The organism is Exilibacterium tricleocarpae, from assembly GCF_007004655.1.
GTDB classification, from domain to species: domain Bacteria; phylum Pseudomonadota; class Gammaproteobacteria; order Pseudomonadales; family Cellvibrionaceae; genus Exilibacterium; species Exilibacterium tricleocarpae.
In genome coordinates this window covers 72,823-93,860 of the sequence record NZ_ML660108.1, presented here as the reverse complement: position 1 = coordinate 93,860, position 21,038 = coordinate 72,823, and the positions used below count along the sequence as shown (strand labels likewise).

At 40.9% G+C, this 21,038-nt stretch carries 4 protein-coding genes; all 4 read right to left on the bottom strand.

Going from position 1 to position 21,038, the window contains the following annotated elements; translation table 11 throughout:
- Positions 1-286: 286 nt before the first annotated feature.
- The gene (locus tag FKG94_RS24560; protein WP_142929603.1) at positions 287-3,769 is read right to left on the bottom strand and encodes a non-ribosomal peptide synthetase; all 3,483 of its coding nucleotides are present in this window, start codon (positions 3,767-3,769) and stop codon (positions 287-289) included.
- Positions 3,770-4,153: 384 nt separating this feature from the next.
- A complete protein-coding gene (locus tag FKG94_RS24555) occupies positions 4,154-5,317 on the bottom strand; it encodes an MFS transporter (protein WP_142929602.1) in 1,164 nt (387 codons plus the stop codon).
- A gap of 33 nt (positions 5,318-5,350) precedes the next feature.
- A complete protein-coding gene (locus FKG94_RS24550; protein WP_142929601.1) occupies positions 5,351-15,760 on the bottom strand; it encodes an amino acid adenylation domain-containing protein in 10,410 nt (3,469 codons plus the stop codon).
- A complete protein-coding gene (locus FKG94_RS24545) occupies positions 15,760-20,553 on the bottom strand; it encodes a non-ribosomal peptide synthetase (RefSeq protein WP_142929600.1) in 4,794 nt (1,597 codons plus the stop codon). The genes FKG94_RS24550 and FKG94_RS24545 overlap by 1 nt, the downstream gene beginning before the upstream one ends.
- Positions 20,554-21,038: the final 485 nt, after the last annotated feature.

Sequence of the window (21,038 nt, the reverse complement as noted above, 5' to 3'; positions counted from 1 at the left end):
TGCTGACTCACTGTAACTGGTTTATAATGTCTATCCCCTTTTAAACCAATAGTAATACTGGAGGTATTATGAAAAAAGAACTATAGGCTGAATATATGTAAACGATGCATCGGCAGTTCCGAAAGCTTACCAACGCTGAGTGGCTCTTCAAGAACGAAAGCGGCTTACTAAAACTGCCTTACCTGGATATCCAGATTGCAAGTAAGAAATGAATGATGCCGGTAAGATTTACAGTTTGTTCCCCAACGGCATAGAAAACTAGCAATTACATCAAAATCATATCACTTTATATCCTCACTTTCTCAACGCTAGTTAAATCCTCAACTTCGCTTTTTTCAAGCAAACTTTTAATATGTCTACTCTGTTCAATTTTGGTCTCAAGAATTATCGACAACATACTTATCGTATTTTTTGTAAGCATGTCTTTAATAGACACAATCACACCAAATTTCTCTCTTATACGAGCAGCTATACGAGTTGCTAAAAGTGAATGTCCGCCTAGTTCAAAAAAGCTACTATTTATTCCCACTTCTCCAACTGGTAATTCTAAAACTTCAGCCCATATAGTTACGAGGGTATGCTCTATTTCTGTTTTGGGTGCCATATAACCTTGAACCCCCAATGTCTGAGCGGTAGGTGCAGGTAAAGCTCGGTAATCGACCTTCCCATTAGAGGTAAGAGGAAGTGCCTCTAAAAAAGAGTAGAAAGACGGAATCATATAATCAGGTAGTAATCCTAAAAGTCCATCCCTTAGTTCTACTTGATCAATCTCCACACCCTTTTCATACACTACGTAAGCAGTCAGATACTGATCACGCCTTTCCTCTCCGATGCTATTTACCACCACAACTGCATCTCTCACACCTGGCTGAGATATTAAAGCCGCTTGAATCTCCCCTAATTCAATCCGAAATCCGCGAATCTTTACCTGCTGGTCTATCCTTCCCAAATACTCTAGGCTGCCGTCCGGTAAACGTTTCATCAGATCACCGGTTTTATACAGCCTCCCCCCTTTCTCAGCACTAAAAGGGCTCGCAACAAAGCGCTCCGCGGTTAACATTGGGCGATTGAGGTAACCGCGAGCCAGACCTTGACCACCCACATAGAGCTCACCGGGAATACCAATCGGCATCATTTGTAGATGCTTATCCAAAACGTACGTTTGCAAATCAGACAAGTGCTCACCTATAAGGCTACCTGACTGCTTAAGACTATCAGTACTCAAAGGGCCGTAGGTGACATGCACTGTGGTTTCTGTAATTCCGTACATATTAACCAATTGTGGCTGTCTATCACCGTGACGCTCAAACCACTCTTTTAAAGTAGATACGTCTAACGCCTCGCCGCCAAAAACAACATATCTCAATGCCGATTTTCCACATCCAAGGTCATTTAAGTTATCAGCGCTGATAAACTGACTGAACGCCGACGGTGTTTGACTCAACACGGTGACGCGCTGATCGTACACTAACTTGCAGAAGGCGTTGACATCTCGGCTAAGCCAATAAGGTACAACGATAACTTTACCGCCATAAAGTAAGGCTCCCCATAGTTCCCAAACAGAAAAATCAAACGCAAAAGAATGGAAAAGTGACCAGGAATCACTCTGTTTAAACTTGTAATAGCTCTCCGTTGCTAAAAAGAGCCTGACCACATTGGCATGGGTGACCAGACTACCTTTTGGTTTTCCGGTCGAGCCGGATGTATAGATAATATAAGCTAAGTTTTCTGGGTATAAGTGTATTGTCGGGCTTTTATCATCTAACTTTTCTATGAGTTTCCAATCCTTATCAAGGCATATAGAGCTCCGGATATGATCCAGAGCAACATCGTTCAACAAATTAGTCTGAGTCAGCAATATCGAAACGCCACTGTCTTGTAAGATATACTTTGCCCTTTCTGCAGGAACGTGCGGGTCTATAGGCACATAAGCCCCCCCGGCTTTCAAGATACCTAAAATTCCCACGATAGTTTCCAACGATCTAGCCATCCGCAAGCCCACTTTAGACTCAGCTTTAACTCCTTGGTTGACTAGATAATGAGCTAGTTGGTTGCTACGCTTATTAAGGCTACCATAGGTAAGGGAACTGTCCTCATGGACTATGGCCACCGCGTCAGGCGTCTTCGCAACTTGCATTTCAAACCGGTCGATGATGGTCTGAGTGCTCGCATATTTTTTCTGCGGCTGCTTAAACCCCTCCGACAACTGCTTAACCTCGATCTGACTCAGGAAAGGTACAACAGATATATCCTGTTCAGGATCACCTACAACTGCTTCAAATAAGGATTGATAATGTTTGAGAAAACGTTCAGCTGTTTTCGAATGGATAAGAGAAGTATTATAATCTATATGTCCCTCCAATTGCCCGTTCACAACCCTTAACGAAATAATAATGTCGAAACGAGCGATACCTGTTGAATTCAAATAGGGCTGATCTATGGGTTGGCCAGCCAAACTACCTTCCTCAAAAGTCAAACCACCAAACTCCAGCAACGCTTGACAAATAGGGATTTCTCCATCAAAACCTTGCGATCTCCTGAGGTCAACTAACTTATTAAATGGTACAGATTTTTTATAAAAAATATCTTTACAAAGTAGTCTTACTTCCTTTAAAAGCTGTCTGAATGTCTTGGGTCCGGAAAGGTCTGACGGAAGCACGACGGTTTCCACAAAAAAGCCAATTAAATTCTTTATTTCTGGCTGTAGTCTGTTCGCTATAATAGTGCCTACTAAAAACTTTTCTTGCCGACAGTAGCGCATTAGTAATACTTTGTAGGCAGCTAAAACAACAGTATATAACGTTACGTTTTCTTTTTTCGCCAACGACATTATGTTAGTTGTCAATCCCAGCGGCCACCTAAAAGCCCTCCTGGCACCCGTGTAATTCTGTTTAGTGGGCCTAGCTTTATCGTATGGAAAATTTAGCAATGGAAAGTCCTTTAGTGTACCTTCCCAATAACTTAGTCGCCGCATAAATTCCGGGCTTTTTATCCATTGTTGTTCCCAGGCGGCAAAGTCTGAATATTGAACGGGTAATTCGTCAAGAACTTCGGTTGTACCTTCGCATTTATGGCTGTATATGCAATTAACCTCACTGATCAACTGTCGGAGTGATAAACCGTCAAAAACTATATGGTGATACGATAGAAGAAACAGCTGTTTTTCTTTCGGAAGTTGAAGAACATGTACTCGAAATAGCGGGCCTTTTTCTAAATCATATTCCCTTCTACTTTCCCTGAGCAAAAAGCATTCTATTTCTTCATTTAGCGATTCTTCAACATTACCTTTATCCTTAGCCTCGATAACCGTAAGAGGTACTTTTATAGAAAAGGGTTCAATAACAACTTGTCTTAACTCCCCTTCATCAGTTTGTGAGAATACCGTACGCAGCGATTCGTGTCGCTCTACTATTTTGGATATACTGTATTCCAAGAAATCGATATTCAAATTACCATGAAGTGGTACAACTAGTTGACTGTTATACACATAATTGGGTTCCGCAACTTTCGTTAAGTACCAAAGCCTTTGTTGACCTGTAGAAGCGGCCGCAACTTTTGGAGTCATTTCTTTTCCCGATGGAATTATACAGTTAGATATAGAGTGGGCCGCCTTTAGCCAGTCAGCAATTTCAGCCTGATGTTTATAGACCTGATCAACAATTTCTTTAGGCAATAGACTCATATCATCTGGGAAAGCTATTTCTCCATCTAAAAGCTTTAGCTCTATATTATTTTTTGATAGCAATATAATAATTTCATTTAAATTCATGATTAAACCTGAAAATTTTCAACCTCGTAGTGGAATACCCAATCGCTTTTCGTTTTGCGATTCGGAAAGCATTTCTTACTGTAAATATAGCGTTAAAGTATCATTGTGGCTGACCGACCTTAATCCTAAATTCTTTAACGTCATATATACGCTTTTGATAAGGAAGGGCGTTTGGCTTTTATTCCAGAGGCATACTCAAAATCTCTTTGACAAAGATGGCATGATAGACCTACCAAGTTCTGTCAATCAAACAATATATAGAAGATATTTTAAGTTAGCTTTTAGCAGTAGAGTTGCACTGTAATAATCGAAATATTTATTAAAAAATATTCAACTAGAAACTTTTTCTTCAGTTATTGATATACCTGATAGTTTTATAAGTATCTATACTTGAACCCCGTTAGAATCGATTTCTTTCATACAAATCCAAACAATCAGTGTTGCTAGCAGAGTGACGGACGCGGCAATCGAAAAGACAGCTTCTGGCGACAACAAGTTCCAGAAGTACCCACTAAGTAACATACCAACAACACCAGCGACACCAGTACAACAGGTGTATACGGCCTGCCCTCTGTACCTAACGTCTTCATCAAACAGTATATGTACTATGCGCACCGCTACAGTTTGATAGACACCGATGTTAGCTGCTTGTAGAAGTTGGGCTAAAATCAGCACGAAGAAATAGTCAATGCAGAAGCCAATAAGTAACCATCTTATAGATGTGAGAATAAAGGCTGCAATCAGCAATGTCTTTAGAGTAAAGAATCTCAAGAGTAAAAACATGACATAAAAAATACCGACTTGCGCAACCATCCCAAATGCCCAAAATGCACCGATAACACTATGCGTATAACCACTATCTTCCAAATATATACTGGAAAAAACTGCATACGGTGCCATACTAAAAAACATAAGAAAGGAAACAAACATAAATACTATTAAAACAGGCTGAACCAATACCTTAACTATATCACCACTTTCGGTATTTTTTTTGCTCTGATTATTTTTAGGCAACAAAAACGATATTAAAACAGAAAAAAATAGAAAACCTAAAACCACATAAGGGAGTATTCTTATACTGTAGTTTTCTAATACCTTACCTAAAATAATTGTTGCAAGAACAAAGCCCACAGATCCCCATAAACGAATATTTCCATAGCGGTCTCTGTTTTCCCTAAGGTAGACCATCGTATTAGCCTGAAGTTGTGGCAATATAGGGCTTCTAAAAAAACTAAAGCCAAACAAAATAAAAGAGAAGTACCAAAAGTTTTTGTCTATCAGCACACCAAAAAAGGAAAGCAGAGAAAGTACTGATGTTAGCCTGATTACATAGATTGACCTTCCTGTCGCGTCAGCTATCCAAGCCCAGAAATACGGTGCGAAGAAGTTAGCCCCCATTAAAAAGGCTGTGAGCTGAGCAACTTCCACAGTATCAAAACCAAGTGATTTTAAATACAGTGACCAATATGGATTTAGAACGCCACTGGTTGCAAAGAAAGTGAAGTAAAATCCGCACAGTACACTATAGCAGCCAATTCCATTCTTCATGAGAAGCGCCAGTATAGGCTATGTATCATCCAACTAGCCATCAACTCCAGACTTACTGATGGCATTCATGATAATCGCTGCCAGTGGCTCTACATTTGGTGGAAACATCAAGGCCGCATGGTGGCCAGGGACCTTATACTCATTTACTGTATTAGCATAAGGCTTCCAGTCGTAGCTACCCAATGAGTTTATATCAAATTTCTTACTCAAATCGGAGAGTTCTGAGGCACGGAAGAAATTCAGCTCTCCCTTATAACTCTTCGGCTTATAATGATCTACAAAATGACTGGACATAGAGAGTACTTGTAACCTTCTTACCATTTCGCCTACAGTAAAGTAGGTTTCAATACCGCTATCGTTGAGGTGTCTAATTACATAAGCAACTTGACTCTCTTCGTCTAAACTTACCGTGTCATCAATTATATGACTTGGGGGATCTACGGTAAGGTCTCCCAGCAAGATATGAAACAAAAGAGTTATTTTATTTAGGTGTTTAATCTCACAACTCAGAGAAGATGTCCGAATCATAGTGTCCAGCAAGCCAATGAAGGCTACATCGTTTTCCGATACCAGCATTTGTTGAGCGATTTCAAAGGCAATAGTTCCGCCCGCAGACCATCCCAATAGATGATATGGCCCCTCTTTCTGTACACTCTTTATAGCTGATATATAATTCTTGGCAGCTTCCTCTATTGAGGCATATGGGCTTTGCCCCTCCAATAGCCCTCTGGCTTGGAGACCATAAACCGGCTGGTCATATTTTTTAAGGCACTTCGCCAAGTCTCTATAAGACAAAGCGGAGCCTCCGGCTGCATGAATACAAAAAAGCGGAAGGCGCGTACCAACAGGTTGAATAGCCACTATCGGTCTCCAGACTTTGAGACTCGAATTGTTCTCCTGCAATCTACTACTCAAATAGGCAATCGTTGGATCGTTAAAGAAAGTGGACAAAGGCAGCTCTCGACCAAATTCCTTTTTAACTATTGCTAAAAGTCGCAAAGCAAGCAATGAATGACCACCCATATCAAAGAAGTTTTCATATATGCTATGGACGTCATACTCCAATAAGTCTTCTACAATATTAGTCAATTTTAGTTCGATTTCATTACGAGGTTTTACTTTAGCCACGCCACTACTTTGATCAGGTTTAGGTAGGGCTTCGCGGTCCACCTTGCCATTGGGTGTTAATGGCAAACGGTCTAAAAATACAAACTTTGATGGAATCATGTAATCAGGTAGAGAAGCCAACAAATGTTTCTTTAGACTACTGGACGAAACCTCAGAACTGGAATCAACAACCAGATAGGCAACTATGTTCTCGTCGCTTCTATCTTTCCTAAGCGCCAGTGCCGACACAGCCACTTCATCTACGCCACCTATTTCTCGCAATACGTTTTCTATTTCACCTAACTCAATACGGAAACCTCGAATTTTAACCTGATGATCAATGCGACCAATATACTCTATATTCCCGTCGGAGAGATACCTACCCAAATCACCACTCCGATATAATCGATTACCGGCCGTATCGCTGTATGGATTGGGAATGAAATTCATTGCCGTTAATCCTGGGCGATTGCCGTAACCACGACCGACGATACTACCACCTACATATATCTCGCCTACAACATTGTTCGGAAGCGGATTCAATTGCTTGTCCAAGATATATATGTTTCCATTATCAACAGGTCGACCTATCGGGACAACACTTAATGGGCGGGAGAGATCGCAAGCCCAATAGGTACTATCAATAGTCGCCTCTGTTGGGCCATAAAAGTTATATAGCACTGCAGAACTATGCAGCTTCTTAAACTTATGAAGTACCGCAGGCGGCAACTCTTCACCGCCACAAAATAGGTAGCGCAATGACTTTATCTGGTCTCTTGACGCTTCTGCTATCAATTCGTTCAGTAATGATGGAACAACTTGAAAAGCTGTAACCTGCTGCTCTGCTACTAGGTCAATCAAGTACTCGGGGTCTCGATGGCCGCCCGATTTCGCGATTAGAAGTTTGGAACCAACAACTAGTGGTACAGACCACTCCCAAACAGAAACATCGAAGCCAATAGGTGTTTTATGCAAAACGACATCTTCACTGTTAAAACCAAAAACACGTTCTTTCCATGCTATATGAGCAGATAGACTGGCATGAGTGATCATAACTCCTTTTGGTTTACCAGTAGATCCAGATGTATAGATAACATAAAGTAAGTTATCCGGGCTCACGAAAATGTCAGGGGCACTAATGGGCTCTTCCGCGATAATGGGCCAATCCCTATCTATACACAAACGCGGGGTCCTTATGTTAACCGGCAGGATATCGCACAGATTTTCCTGAGTAATTAGCAGGTATACACTGCTATCTTCAATCACATACTCTATTCTCTGCTTAGGGTAGTCCACTTCAATTGGTACATAGGCTGCTCCTGCCTTAGCCACCCCCAATATACCAATAATCATATCAAAAGAGCGCTCTATAAAAATTCCCACTTTTGATTCCGGACCTACACCTTTCTTGAGCAGGTAATTGGCCAATTGATTGCTAGCGACATTCAACTCATCATATGTCAATATCCGGTCATCGTATATCAATGCTACTGAGTCCGGAGATTTGCCAGCTCGCCTCTGAATTAACTGGTGAATGCAGCGATCATCAGGTGAATAAACTGTCGTTTTGCTCAGATCTTCTATGATATGTCTCTTATCTTTTTCACTAAGTAGGGATATAGACGATAACTTCTTATGGGGGCTATTAGTCATACCCTTTAATATGTTCTTATAGTACTCAACAAATTTTTGCACAGTCGCCTTGTCAAACAACGCCACATTGTACTGCAAGATCCCCATGATACTGTCGCCTTTCTCAACCAAGCTCATTGACAAATCGAACTTCGCAGAGTAAACGCCACCAAAAACTGGGGATACATCAGCTTCAGGTAAGACAAGGCTATTGCGCTCAGTATTCTGTAAACTGAACATAACCTGAAACAATGGCGAATGGCTTAAGCTACGTGTAGGATTTAGTATCTCCATGAGACTTTCAAAAGGCAAATCCTGATGCGCATAGGCGGACAGTGCCACTTCCTTCGTCTTTGCCAGCAAATCTGTCACATGTTCCTCATCATCCAAAAGAGTGCGCAGAACCAAAGTATTTACAAAAAATCCTATAAGCCCTTCAAGCTCCGGACGCTGCCTATTAGCAACTGTAGTTCCAACACAAATATCTCTCTGGCCGCTGTATTTTGCTAATAGAATATTAAACCCGGCAAAAAGTGTCATAAAAATCGTTGTGCTGGATTTTTTGCTTAGTTCACGGACTTCTTGTAGTAATCCAGCTTCTATTTCAAAGCGATAGCTTTCCCCACTATAGGTTTGCGTTGCTGGTCTAGGCCTATCTGTAGGCATTTCCAATAAGGCTGGAGCCCCTTGAAGCTGCTTCTTCCAATATTTTACCTGTTCATCTAGAACATTTTTTTGCAACCATTTTTTCTGCCAAATAGCAAAGTCAGCATACTGAATACTTAAAGGCTCAAGAACAGCTTTCTTTCGTTCCTTATAGGACTTGTATAAGGCAGATAAGTCGTGGTTTAAGACGCTTATGGACCAACCATCAGAAATAATATGATGCATGTTAACTAGCAATATATGATCGTCTTCAGATAGTAATAGCAGAGTTAGCTTTATCAATGGTCCGTTAGACAGGTTAAAATTTGATGCGGTATTAGATCTTATATGTGAGGAAGAATCCTTTTCACAGATAGATATAACAGGAATATTAACTTCGAGGTATTTACTCACAACCTGCGCTGGCTCTCCATCAATATCGTGAAATGTGGTGCGTAAACTTTCATGGCGTTTTATCAAGGAATTGAAGGCTTCCTCCAAGGCACTAACATCCAACACACCGGTTAGTCTTAAAGCCCATGATAAATTGTATTGGGTCTGCCCATCACCCTGTAACTGATATAAAAACCAAAGCCTCTGCTGCGAAAAAGACAGCGGTGAAGACGCACCGCGCTCAAGAGAAATCAAAGGGTACTCGTCTCTGTCCAACAGGGGACTCGCGATCATAGAACCCTCTACAACAGCTCCCAGTTCTCGGATAGTGGTGGCGGCAAACAGGGTACGGATAGGTACTTCTACACTAAAAATCTTCCTGATATGACTGGCGACCCGAGCAGCAAGTAGAGAATGCCCACCTATATCAAAGAAGTTCTCATCAATTCCAATCTTTTCTACCGGTAGCTTCAGGACATTCGCCCATATTCTAGAAAGCTCTCTCTCTACTTCAGTCCTGGCAACCGCATGCTCTACTCTACAAAAGTCTTCTTCGTTAGGTGGAGGCAGGGATGATCGGTCTATTTTCCCACTCGGGGTAAGAGGGAGAGCCTCTACGGTAACGAAGATAGAGGGGACCATATACTCAGGCAAACCACACTTTAATTTATCGCGTAACTCTAGCTTATCCACCTCTCGACCTTCTTCTGGTACGACATAAGCCACCAAAATTGTAGACCGTAAGCTTTCACCCTGCTGGTGGTCTATTACTACTACTTCCTGAATTGACTCTTCCTCGATAAGAACATGCTCTATTTCACTAGGTTCCACCCTAAACCCACGGACCTTCACTTGATTATCTGTACGTCCTTTGTACTCGATAGAGCCATCTGAGCGATATCGAACCAAATCACCGGTTTTATATAAGCGCCGACGCTGTGAATTCATATCGTCAGTAAAAGTACACTCAATAAACCGTTCCTTTGTAAGACTATCCTGACCAAGATAGCCATTAGCTAAACCGTTTCCCGCTATGTAGAGTTCTCCATAGACACCTATCGGCACTGGATTTAAGTATTTATCAAGAATATAAGTTTTGATATTACTTATAGGTCGCCCAATAGTAGGCAGATATTCCCAAGTATTCGGGTCGCCTTTTAACTCAAGCGCAGTGGCTACATGAGTTTCAGAGGGGCCATATTGGTTAAATAATTTACAATCCTCTAAAACAGTAAAGAGAGTTCGGATATTTGGAGTTATCTGTAATTGCTCTCCTGCTGTTATGATCTCTCTAACAGAAGAGCTTGCTCTAGATTCTTTTGAAAGGGGGAAAGCCTCAGCTAGTTGTTGCAAGGCGATGAATGGCATAAATAGCCTATTAACTCGCATAGAAGAAATTAACTCCCACGTAGAAAATGGATCTCTGCGGGTTTCCTCCTGAGTTAAAACTAATGTACCACCGCTACAAAAAGTGGAAAACACTTCTTGGACTGAAACATCGAAGCTTAGCGAACTAAACTGCAAAGTCCTCGATCCAACAGTACAGCTAGAATTTTTATTCTGCCACTGAATAAGGTTTGTTAGTGCCAGGTGTGGCATAGTTATAGCTTTAGGACGCCCAGTAGAACCAGACGTGTAGATTATGTATGCCAGGTCAGATAAAGATTTTTTTATGTGTACCTTTTCCAGGGGCATCTCACTCTCTATACTGTAGTCTCTAATCTCCTCCAACCAGATAGTGTTATAAGAATCGTGCTCTACATCACCTGAATAACACCTATCCCGTAGTAAAATAGATACTCCGGCTTGTTCCAACATGTAGTCAATACGATCTTTAGGGTATCCAGGATCTATGGGAATATAGACACCACCCGCCTTAAAGATGCCTAAAATCGACACCATAAACTCAACAGACCTTTCTGCTAAAACGCCAACTTTAACACCAGTAACTACACCTTTACGATTTAGTCGATCAGCCAAGATATTACTTTTGTAGTTAAGCGCGCCATAAGTCAACCTCTTTTCACCGTCAACTATCGCAATGACATCTGATGCCTTCGTAGCTTGCACTTCGAACAAACTGCATACGTCTAAATCGATAAAGCTACTGACATCAGTACTATTCCAATCATTCACCACACAGCTGAACTCCTTTCCATCGAGCAATGGAATGGAAAAGAGCAAACTTTCTGGGTTTTCAATAACCTTTTCCAGAAGATAGATGTAATGATTTAGTATTCGCTGTACTGTTTCTTCTGAGAAGATATCAACATTATACTGCAACTTACCGTGAATGCTTCCATTCTTTTCTGTCAACGCGAAAGTAAGATCAAACTTTGATATTTTAGTTTTGCTGTCTTCTAAAACCACGTCGATACCAGTAAGCGAGAGTGATTCTTGCTCGGCGTTCTGCAATACAAACAGAATTTGAAATAGCGGTGAATAGCTCAAACTACGTTCGGGATTTAGTATCTCTACCAGATTTTCAAATGGGATGTCTTGGTTTTCATAAGCAGCAATAGCTGTTTTCTTCACAACCTGCAACAGTTGCCGAAAGCTAGAATTTAGATCCACTTTATTTCTCAAAACTAGCGTATTGGAGAAGAACCCTATCAAATTCTCCAATTCTGGCCTCTGTCTATTAGCTATAGGGCTGCCTACAAAAATATCCTCCTTACCGCTATAGCGTGCGAGAAGTAAATTGAAAACTGCCAGTAAAGTCATGAATAGAGTAACTTCAGACTGATTACTCAACTCCTTTAACCTACTAGTTAGCTCTCTGGAGACTACGCACTTGCAACTACTTCCGACATTGCTCTGGATTGAGGGACGGGATTTATCGGTTGGTAAATCGAGCAAAGGAGGCAAGCCTTTTAGTTGCTCCTTCCAATACTCCGCCTGACGGTCGAGCAGCCCATCTTTCAACCATTTCTTTTGCCACACTGAAAAGTCTGCGTATTGTATCTTTAACTCATCCAAAGAAGGCTTTTTACTCTGGCAGTAGCTAGAATATAAACAAGAGAGTTCTCTATATATGACACTCATTGACCAACCATCCGAGATGATGTGGTGCATATTGAGCAATAGTAGATTTTCTTTTAATGACAAACTAAGTAGCACTACTTTTATCAAGGGACTCTTGGATAGATCAAAAACATGCTGACAATAATTATTAATGTAACTTTCTACATTCCGCTCTTCAATGTGAATTACTTCAATATCGAGGTTCATGGTTGTACTAATTACTTGTTTCGCCTCACCGTCAATATTCTCGAAAGTGGTACGAAGAACTTCATGCCTCTTTACAATGCTATTAAACGCAAGAGAAAGGGCACTAATATTTAGGATTCCTTTCAATCTTATCGAAAGCGGAATGTTATAGTGTACACTCCTACCTTCTTCAAGCTGATTTAAAAACCATAACCTTTGTTGTGCGAATGACAACGGCGGATGTTCTCCTCGCTTAACACGTGCAATAGGATGCTGAGTCTCCTCAGTTAAAGAAGGCTTAGCTTCTGACATATTAAGCAAACACGCCAAATCCTCTATCGTTTTTCCAGACAGAATATCAGCGATATTCATCTCATAATTTATTGCTTCCCTTAGTCTATTCACCAATCTAGCGGCAAGAAGAGAATGCCCTCCCAAATCGAAAAAATTATCTTTCACACTTACATCTTTAACAGAAACTGCCAGTATTTCCGCACATATATCAACTAATAACTTCTCACCTTTTGTTTTAGGCTCTACAACGACATTTGAAGAAAAGCTACTATCGGTAGGATTCGGTAAACACTTCCTATCTACTTTTCCGTTGCGGTTTAGAGGTAATCTGGGCATAAAAAGAAAGAAGCTTGGCACCATATAGCTCGGAAGCTCTTCTTGGAGTCTGTTTCGAAGTATATTTTTGTTAACGATGCTTTCGTCGGCTACAATGTAAGCAGTAAGAAAGGTACCCTTTTTATCTCCTTCTATTGAAGCCGGCAAGACAACTGCTTCAAAAATACCACACTGATCTAGCAACACACGCTCAATCTCACCGAGCTCAATTCGGAACCCGCGCACCTTAACCTGAAAATCAATACGCCCATTAAATTCAATTTCACCGTCATCCCTATACCTAACAAGGTCGCCAGTCTTATATAGTCTCTCTCCTCCTGTTTTGCTGAATGGATTGGGTAAAAAAGACTCCGCTGTTAAATCTGCTCTGTTTACGTATGCCCGCGCCAGCCCATCTCCAGAGATATACAATTCTCCGACGAAGCCTATAGGTACAGGATTTAATAACTCATCGAGTACATATACAGTGGTGTTACTAATTGGGCGACCTATAGAAGGAGGGCCCTTATCCCCTGGATGCACTACACCTGAAGTCGAAATGACAGTCGCTTCCGTTGGACCATAGTTGTTAATTAGTGTATAGCCTGTATTTTTCGCTGGAATATAATTGAGGACATCCCCACCGGTAAACATATATCGAAGCGATGTGTTCTTTTTCCAATCCCTTGCCAATAACCTCTCTGCCAGTGCCGTTGTTAGAAAACTGTGAGTTATATTTTCGCTTTCGATTTTTTTAATTAATGTGTCCGGCTCAAGAACAATTGGTTGATCTACTATGCATACTTCGGAACCTAAGAGCAAATACGGCCAAATCTCCCACACCATCGCATCAAAGCCAATGTTTGCTAACTGTGTGGTTTTAGAGGAGCCAGTCACTGAAAATTCCTGCTGATGCCAAGCGCATAGCTTCATTAAGCTTCGGTGACAAACACCAACTCCTTTTGGCTTTCCGGTTGACCCTGAAGTATAAATCACATACGCTAAATTTAGCGGGTCCATTTCGACCGTTGGGGGTTCTATAGGATATCCGGAAACTACAGACCAGTTATTATCTGAACACAAATATGGAATTTTCCAACCATCAGACTTATCTATAGATATAGCTCGTTCTGTAACGAGGAGACTTAAATCACTATCGTTAATGACAAAGTTAATACGGCTTTTCGGATGAGTAGGATCGATTGGGACATAAGCGGCGCCGGCTTTCAAAATACCTAGAAGTCCTATAATCATCTCGTAGGAACGTTCAATTAGCAAACCTATCTTGGCTTCCGGACCGGCGTTTCTTTCTACAAGACAATTCGCTAGCTGATTGCTCTTCTCATCAAGTTCTCTATAAGAAAACTGTCTTTTCCCCCACCTAACCGCAATTGCGTCTGGGACCTTACTAGATTGCTTTCGAAACAAATCATGAACACAATGATTTGTTGGATAGGCCCTCTGGGTATTATTCCAATCGTATACCACCAGATCCCTCTCTTCTTGCCCAACTAGTGGCAGTTCACTCAACGGCCTGTTGGGATTTTTTGCTGTTTGTTCTAACAATTTACCAAAACAGCGAGACAATCGTGCTATGGTTTCTTTACTAAATAAGGAAGCATCATAGACAAAATCAACTACAATATCGTCTTTACGACTTACCACCAATGCCAATGGATAGTGCGTCTTTTCATATGCTTTCACTAGTGACATACGAAAAGCACCGTCGACGGAGTCTCCTAGTGCTGTATCAACAGGGTAATTTTCAAATACAAAAATTGAATAGAAAAGACTTGCTCCTCCACTAATCTCGCTCCACATGGAAATATCTGCTAAGGGAGTCGACTGATATTGAATTTGATCAATCTGGGAAGCATGTAGCGCCCGCAGCCAGGATAGCAAGTTGGCTAAAGGGTCGATATGCACCCTTAGTGGTACCGTATTGATGAAGGGACCAACCATTGATTCCACCCCTTCAAGATCAGACGGACGACCGGATACTACTTTACCGAACACTACGTCATTTTCTCGACTGTAACTGCCTAGTACTATAGCCCATACCCCTTGCATAAGAACATTTAACGTTATTCTTTCACTGCGGACTATGGCATCCAGAGCTTCACCTATTCTACCACTTACATGCGATCGAATCTTTTTAGATCTATCCTCATTTTGACCATGCTGCTTGCCGTGAGAGTCTTTCAATAATGAAGTGGGTGTATCAAAACCAGTGAGATATTGCTTCCAGTATGACTCACACTTTTTCTGGTCTTGCCGACTTAGCCAACGGATATAATCCTTATAGTTCCTATTCATCTGCGGTGAGAAAGAGACTTTATCGAGAACAGCTTTGTATTGACCAAGCAGCTCTCTGTATATGATAGGACCTGACCAACCATCAAAAATAGCATGGTGTCGACTCCATACAAACCAGTATTTTAGCTGCTCCAAACGGATTAGATATAACCGCATTAAAGGCGCTTGTTTTATGTTGAAACCTTGTTTTTTATCTTCACTCAAAAGTTCTTCTAAGCGGGAATAATGTTCGGCTGAGGACATACTCCGCCAGTCTTTTTCCTGCCAAGGAAAGTCAGCTTTCTTTAGCACAACTTGCACAGGTTTTTCAGTATCTACATTAGTGAAAAAAGTGCGAAAAACGGCATGCCTTTCAGATATTCGTGACCAAGCCTCTCGAAACGCCTGCGAGTTAACTCTTCCATTTAACTCAAATACAAATTGCCCCACATATAATCCACCAGAAGGCATCAAACTGGAATGATAAAGCATGCCTTGCTGTATTGGAGACAATGAATAGATATCTTCTATTTGTGGCTTGTGAGTATTCATTAATTGACCTCTAAATCCTTAACTATCTCGTCCAGCTCTTTCGCCGAAATTTCGACATCCGGAAAATCGGTCGGAGTGTAACCGTAGCTGTTTGAGTCTGTACAATGCTGTATTAGCGCCCGCAAAGCCTCTAAAAAGTATGAACTTAGCGCAGCTATTGTTTCTGTCCGATATTCAATGCAACTGTAGGCTATCGGCAGGTGTAGGCATCCATTTTTTACAGAACAGTTAATGACAAGTGAATACCGACGGCTATGATTTTTGCTTTGAAGCCCAGTTACAGATTCAGGCGCCCATTGGAATAATTCATCTCTACTAACCAGTTGATCAAACTGTCCAAGATAATTGAATACTACTTTTGCTTCCGGCATTAACTCCATAACCCTAGCAACTTCAGGGTCACGACAGCAGTAGCGCAGCAAACCATAGCCAATCCCTCGCTCTGGAATTCTTCGCAATTTTTCTTTTACGGCTTTTAAGGAAGAACCAATATGTGAGGACGAACTTAGCTCTAAAACCACGGGAAACACAGATGTAAACCATCCTACTGTGCGAGAGACATCCACATCGTTAAAGATATCTTCCCGTCCATGCCCTTCCAAATCTATTAACAGCTTATTTTGTCCGGACCATTTGTAGAAAGCTATCATCAGCCCAGTTAAAAGAACCTCATTTATCTGCGTGCTATAAGCAGTCGGCACTTCCTGCAGTAACTTCTGAGTCTCCTCAAATTTTAGGCTAGCTCTATGGATAACCTCAGAACCGACTGTTTTTTCACTATCTTGAATAGTAAAGTCTTGAGGGAAAGAAGTTAACTCACACTTGGAAATATCGTTCCAGTAGTGCCACTCTTTAAGTAGCTGCTCAGACTGGCTGTAACTTTGGAGTTTTTCCGACCAAGCCTTATATGATGTTGTCTTGGTAGGTAATTTTATAGAACTCCCAGATGAAATCTGCATGTAGGCAGTTTTAATGTCTTCAAGTAAAATCCGCCAGGAAACACCATCGATGGCTAAGTGATGAACAGCTATAAGTAAACGATCTGGATTTCCCTCCCCCATTGTAAATAGCACCGCCCGCAACAAGGGACCTTTTTCTATGTTCAGTTCCTTTTGAGTGGCTGAACACTTTGACTCCATTTGATCTATTTTTTCGACCATAGGAAGATCGGATAGATCAAATACTTCCAAAAGCTTTTCTGGTTTATACTCTTTGAAAAACTGTACCCATCCTGAGCCCTCTTTCAAAAATCTAAGCCTAAGAGCATCATGATGCAATACTAAACTTTCTATCAACGTTACTAGTATTTCTTTACTAATTTTCTCCGAAATTATAAATAGAATAGATTGATTAAAGTGATTAAAGTCCAATTTAGTATTTTCGAAGAAGCGGCGCTGAATCGGGGTCAGTTCAACTTCACCGGAAACTAACCCTTGATCAGCTATAATTTCATCAGAACTTTTCACTGCGACTTTCGCCAATTCGGAAATGGTTTGATTTTCAAACATCTGACGGGGAGTTAGTTGTATACCTTTATTTCTAGCTCTGGCAATAATTTGGAGACTCAAGATGGAGTCACCGCCCAGATCGAAAAAATTAGTATTAACCCCCAAATTCTCAGTTTTTATTCGTAGAACGTCAGACCATATATCAACTAAAGCCAGCTCGGTCTCCGTTCTAGGTGCCGCATAGCTTTGATCAGGCAACTCAGATATATCAGGTTCCGGAAGCGCTTTTCTATCCAACTTGCCGTTTTCCGTTAAAGGTAAAGCTTGAAGAAGTATAAAAAAGGAAGGAATCATGTATTCAGGTAGCAGTCTTTTTAGTTCATCGCGTAATTTACTTTGATCACAAGAGCTCTTTGATTTCAAAACAATATAGGCAGCCAAGTAATAGCTTTGAGACACTTGATCTCGACAATGGGCTACTACTACGGCTTTGTCCACTTCCGGAATTTCAAAAAGTGCACTTTCTATCTCGCCAAGTTCAATACGGAAACCGCGAATCTTCACTTGATAATCTATACGACCTATATACTCCACATCCCCGTTTAGAAGATAACGCCCCAAGTCGCCACTTCGATATAGGCGATCACCAGCGATTTCGCTATACCGATTAGGGATGAAATTCAGAGCGGTTATATCCTGTCGATTATCGTACCCGCGCCCCAAAATATCGCCACCAATATATATTTCTCCCACGACACCAATTGGGACGGGATTTAGACTTTTGTCCAAGATATAGATCTGCCCGTTGTCTACAGGTCGACCTATAGGAACGACTTCAGACTGCTGTGACGTGTCAAAAAGCCAGTATGTGCTATCAATCGTGGCCTCGCTAGGGCCATAAAAGTTATACATCAAAGTTTGGCTATTTAAATCTTTAAACTTACTACACAACCCTGGCGACAGAGGTTCGCCGCCACAGAATAAGTATCGTAAGGATCGAATTTTCTTTTCATCCGCTTCTCTTAACAGCTCACCCAAAAGCGATGGGACAGCTTGCACAACTGTAATTCTCTTACTTTCTATTAAATCAAGCAGGTACGCAGGATCCCGATGCCCGCCAGGTGCGGCAAGTTGTAGGTTAGCACCAGTAACTAACGGCACAGACCATTCCCAAACTGATACGTCAAACCCAATAGGCGTTTTCTGCAAAATAGTATCTTCGGCATTTAAGCCAAAAACGCGTTTCTTCCAAGCAATGTGTGCAGACAGGCCAGCATGAGTTACCATTACACCCTTCGGCCTACCTGTTGAACCGGATGTATAAATAACGTAAAGCAAGTTTTCAGGATGTACACTAACTTTAGGAGGTGCACAACTTTCTCTAGCTATCGTCGGCCAACTTTCGTCTATATACAGATGAGAGACAGCCTTAAGGTTTGCCGGTAGTTTCTGTAGACTTTTTTGGACAAGTAAGATGTAGATGCCACTATCTTCTATTAGGCTTTCTATTCTTTGTGACGGGTATTCTGTATCGATTGGAACATAGGCTGCACCTGCTTTGATAATACCCAATATTCCAATAATCATATCCAGTGAGCGCTCTATACAGAGACCAACTCTAACTTCGGGGCCAACGCCATTCTTTATAAGATGGTTAGCCAATTGATTACTTCTTATATTCAGTTCATTGTATGTTAGTCTTCTTTCATCATAAGTGACGGCTATAGAGCTGGGAGTTTTTTCAACTTGCAAAAGAAATAGTTCATGAATACACAGTTCTTTCGGACGTATGAACTTCGTCGAGTTCCAATCAAGGAGTATTTCCTGTTCATCTTTTTTATCTAACACGCTAATTTCGTCAACGAAGCGATAAGGCTCACTAATCATCTTATCTAACAGCAATCGGAAACTTCTAACCATGCGGTCAACAGTGCTTTTACGAAACAAGCCTGACTTATATTTTAGAATTCCTTGTATTTCTCCTCCAACTTCGGCCAAATCCATGATTAGATCAAATTTTGATGTATACTTTTCACTAACAACTGGAAGAACAGAAACATTAGGAAGCTCCAAGGTTGGCTCAGGAGTGTTCTGTAAGGAAAACATTACCTGAAATACAGGAGAATAGCTTAGACTTCTATTCACCCCCAACGCTTCAAGCAAGTATTCAAAGGGCACAGCTTGATTCTCATATGCAGATAGACAGGTGTCTCTAACGTTTTCAACAAGCTCTTTGACAGCAAGGCGATCATGAAATTTTGTGCGTATGACAAGCGTATTTACGAAGAGCCCGATTATACTCTCTAATTCTGAGCTTCTTCTTCCAGCTACGGGTGTTCCAATACAAATATCACTGTCCCCACTGTACTTTGCTAATAAAGCATTGAAAGCGGCTAAAAGAGTCATAAATGGGGTGGCATTCACACCGCGACTAAATTTCCTAATGGCTATGACAAGTTCAGCAGGTAGTGTAAATCGAATGCTGCTACCGCGATAACTTTGCTCAGCCGGTCTCGGCCAATCAGTTGGGAGTCGCAACAAAGTGGGAGAACCCGACAGCTGGACTTTCCAGTAGCTTATTTCCTTTAACAGTAAATCGTGATGTGATGTTTCTCTCTGCCAATGCGCGAAGTCAACATACTGGACAGGTAAAGACTGTAGTTTAAGCGTCTCAGAATTAATATGTGACTTATAGAGTTCACTCAGCTCTTTATAAAATATCCCGAGGGACCAACCGTCGGATATCAAATGATGCATATTGACTAAGAGAATATGTTCTCTGGGTAGTAAGCGAAGCAAGCTAACCCTAACCAAAGGTCCTTTTGTCAGATCAAATACATGCTTACTTTCTTTTTCTATATAAGAAGGCACCCAAGCGTCTGTCACTTCAACAATAGGGATACTTAGCTTTAGCTCCTTCACTATAGATTGCCCTGCCTCTTCCTCGCAGACGGCTATCACAGTCCGAAGACTTTCGTGGCGTTCTATTAATTTGTTAAAGGAGATTTGAAGAGCTTTTATATCTATTGTCCCTTTTAGCTTTAAAGCTGAAACTATGTTGTATGCATAACTATACTTTTTTTCGAACTGATTAATAAACCAAAGTCGCCTTTGAGGAAAGGACAACTTCATAATATCCTTTCTATTGATAGGCTTTATTGACTGGTAAATTTTTTTAGACTCAAGAAGGAGTATTTGAATAATATCTTCTTTATAGTACTTTAGTTTGTTCTTCAGAGAATTTGTGAGATAACCTCTTGGGGCAGTAATATCCAAACGGTTTTTAACGATAGATATTTTTATATTATTTTTTCCCAATTCTTCCAATAAGTCCAGCGCACTCATCTAAACTACTCCATATATTCAAAAATTATGTAACTCAACCAGTTATCGCAGAAGAACTATCAAAAAGGCAAAGTCATATTGGCTAACAGGATCGCTGCTAAACCGCATGAGATAAATCTCTAGGGTAGCAATTTATTTAGTCATCGAATGACTTTAGGAAAATTGAAGATTTAAATAGTGAAAAACCATGTCAACACATTAACAAGGTAACCATCAAAACAGCTAGAAGCATCCTCACGGTATTGACTTATCATGACAAACGGCACCAAAGAAATATTATTTGATTTAACGATGAGAAAATTACATGGAAACTTCAATGAAGACATCCTATGAACGGTTAGCGCCTGCCCATAAGGGAAAGTTCTCAAGAAGCTCATTACCATTAGCAAGATTCAGCAGCCATGAATGATAAGGCCTATTTTTTCTGTCTGCTAACAATATATGAGAGATATTTAGCAAGAGTGCTACATACTCGGCGTGACACA

Bases quoted from the DNA above. Each gene is read 5' to 3' on its own strand.
- FKG94_RS24555 (WP_142929602.1), bottom strand. From the start codon at position 5,317: ATGAAGAATGGAATTGGCTGCTATAGTGTACTGTGCGGATTTTACTTC.
- FKG94_RS24545 (WP_142929600.1), bottom strand. From the start codon at position 20,553: ATGAGTGCGCTGGACTTATTGGAAGAATTGGGAAAAAATAATATAAAA.
- FKG94_RS24550 (WP_142929601.1), bottom strand. From the start codon at position 15,760: ATGAATACTCACAAGCCACAAATAGAAGATATCTATTCATTGTCTCCA.
- FKG94_RS24560 (WP_142929603.1), bottom strand. From the start codon at position 3,769: ATGAATTTAAATGAAATTATTATATTGCTATCAAAAAATAATATAGAG.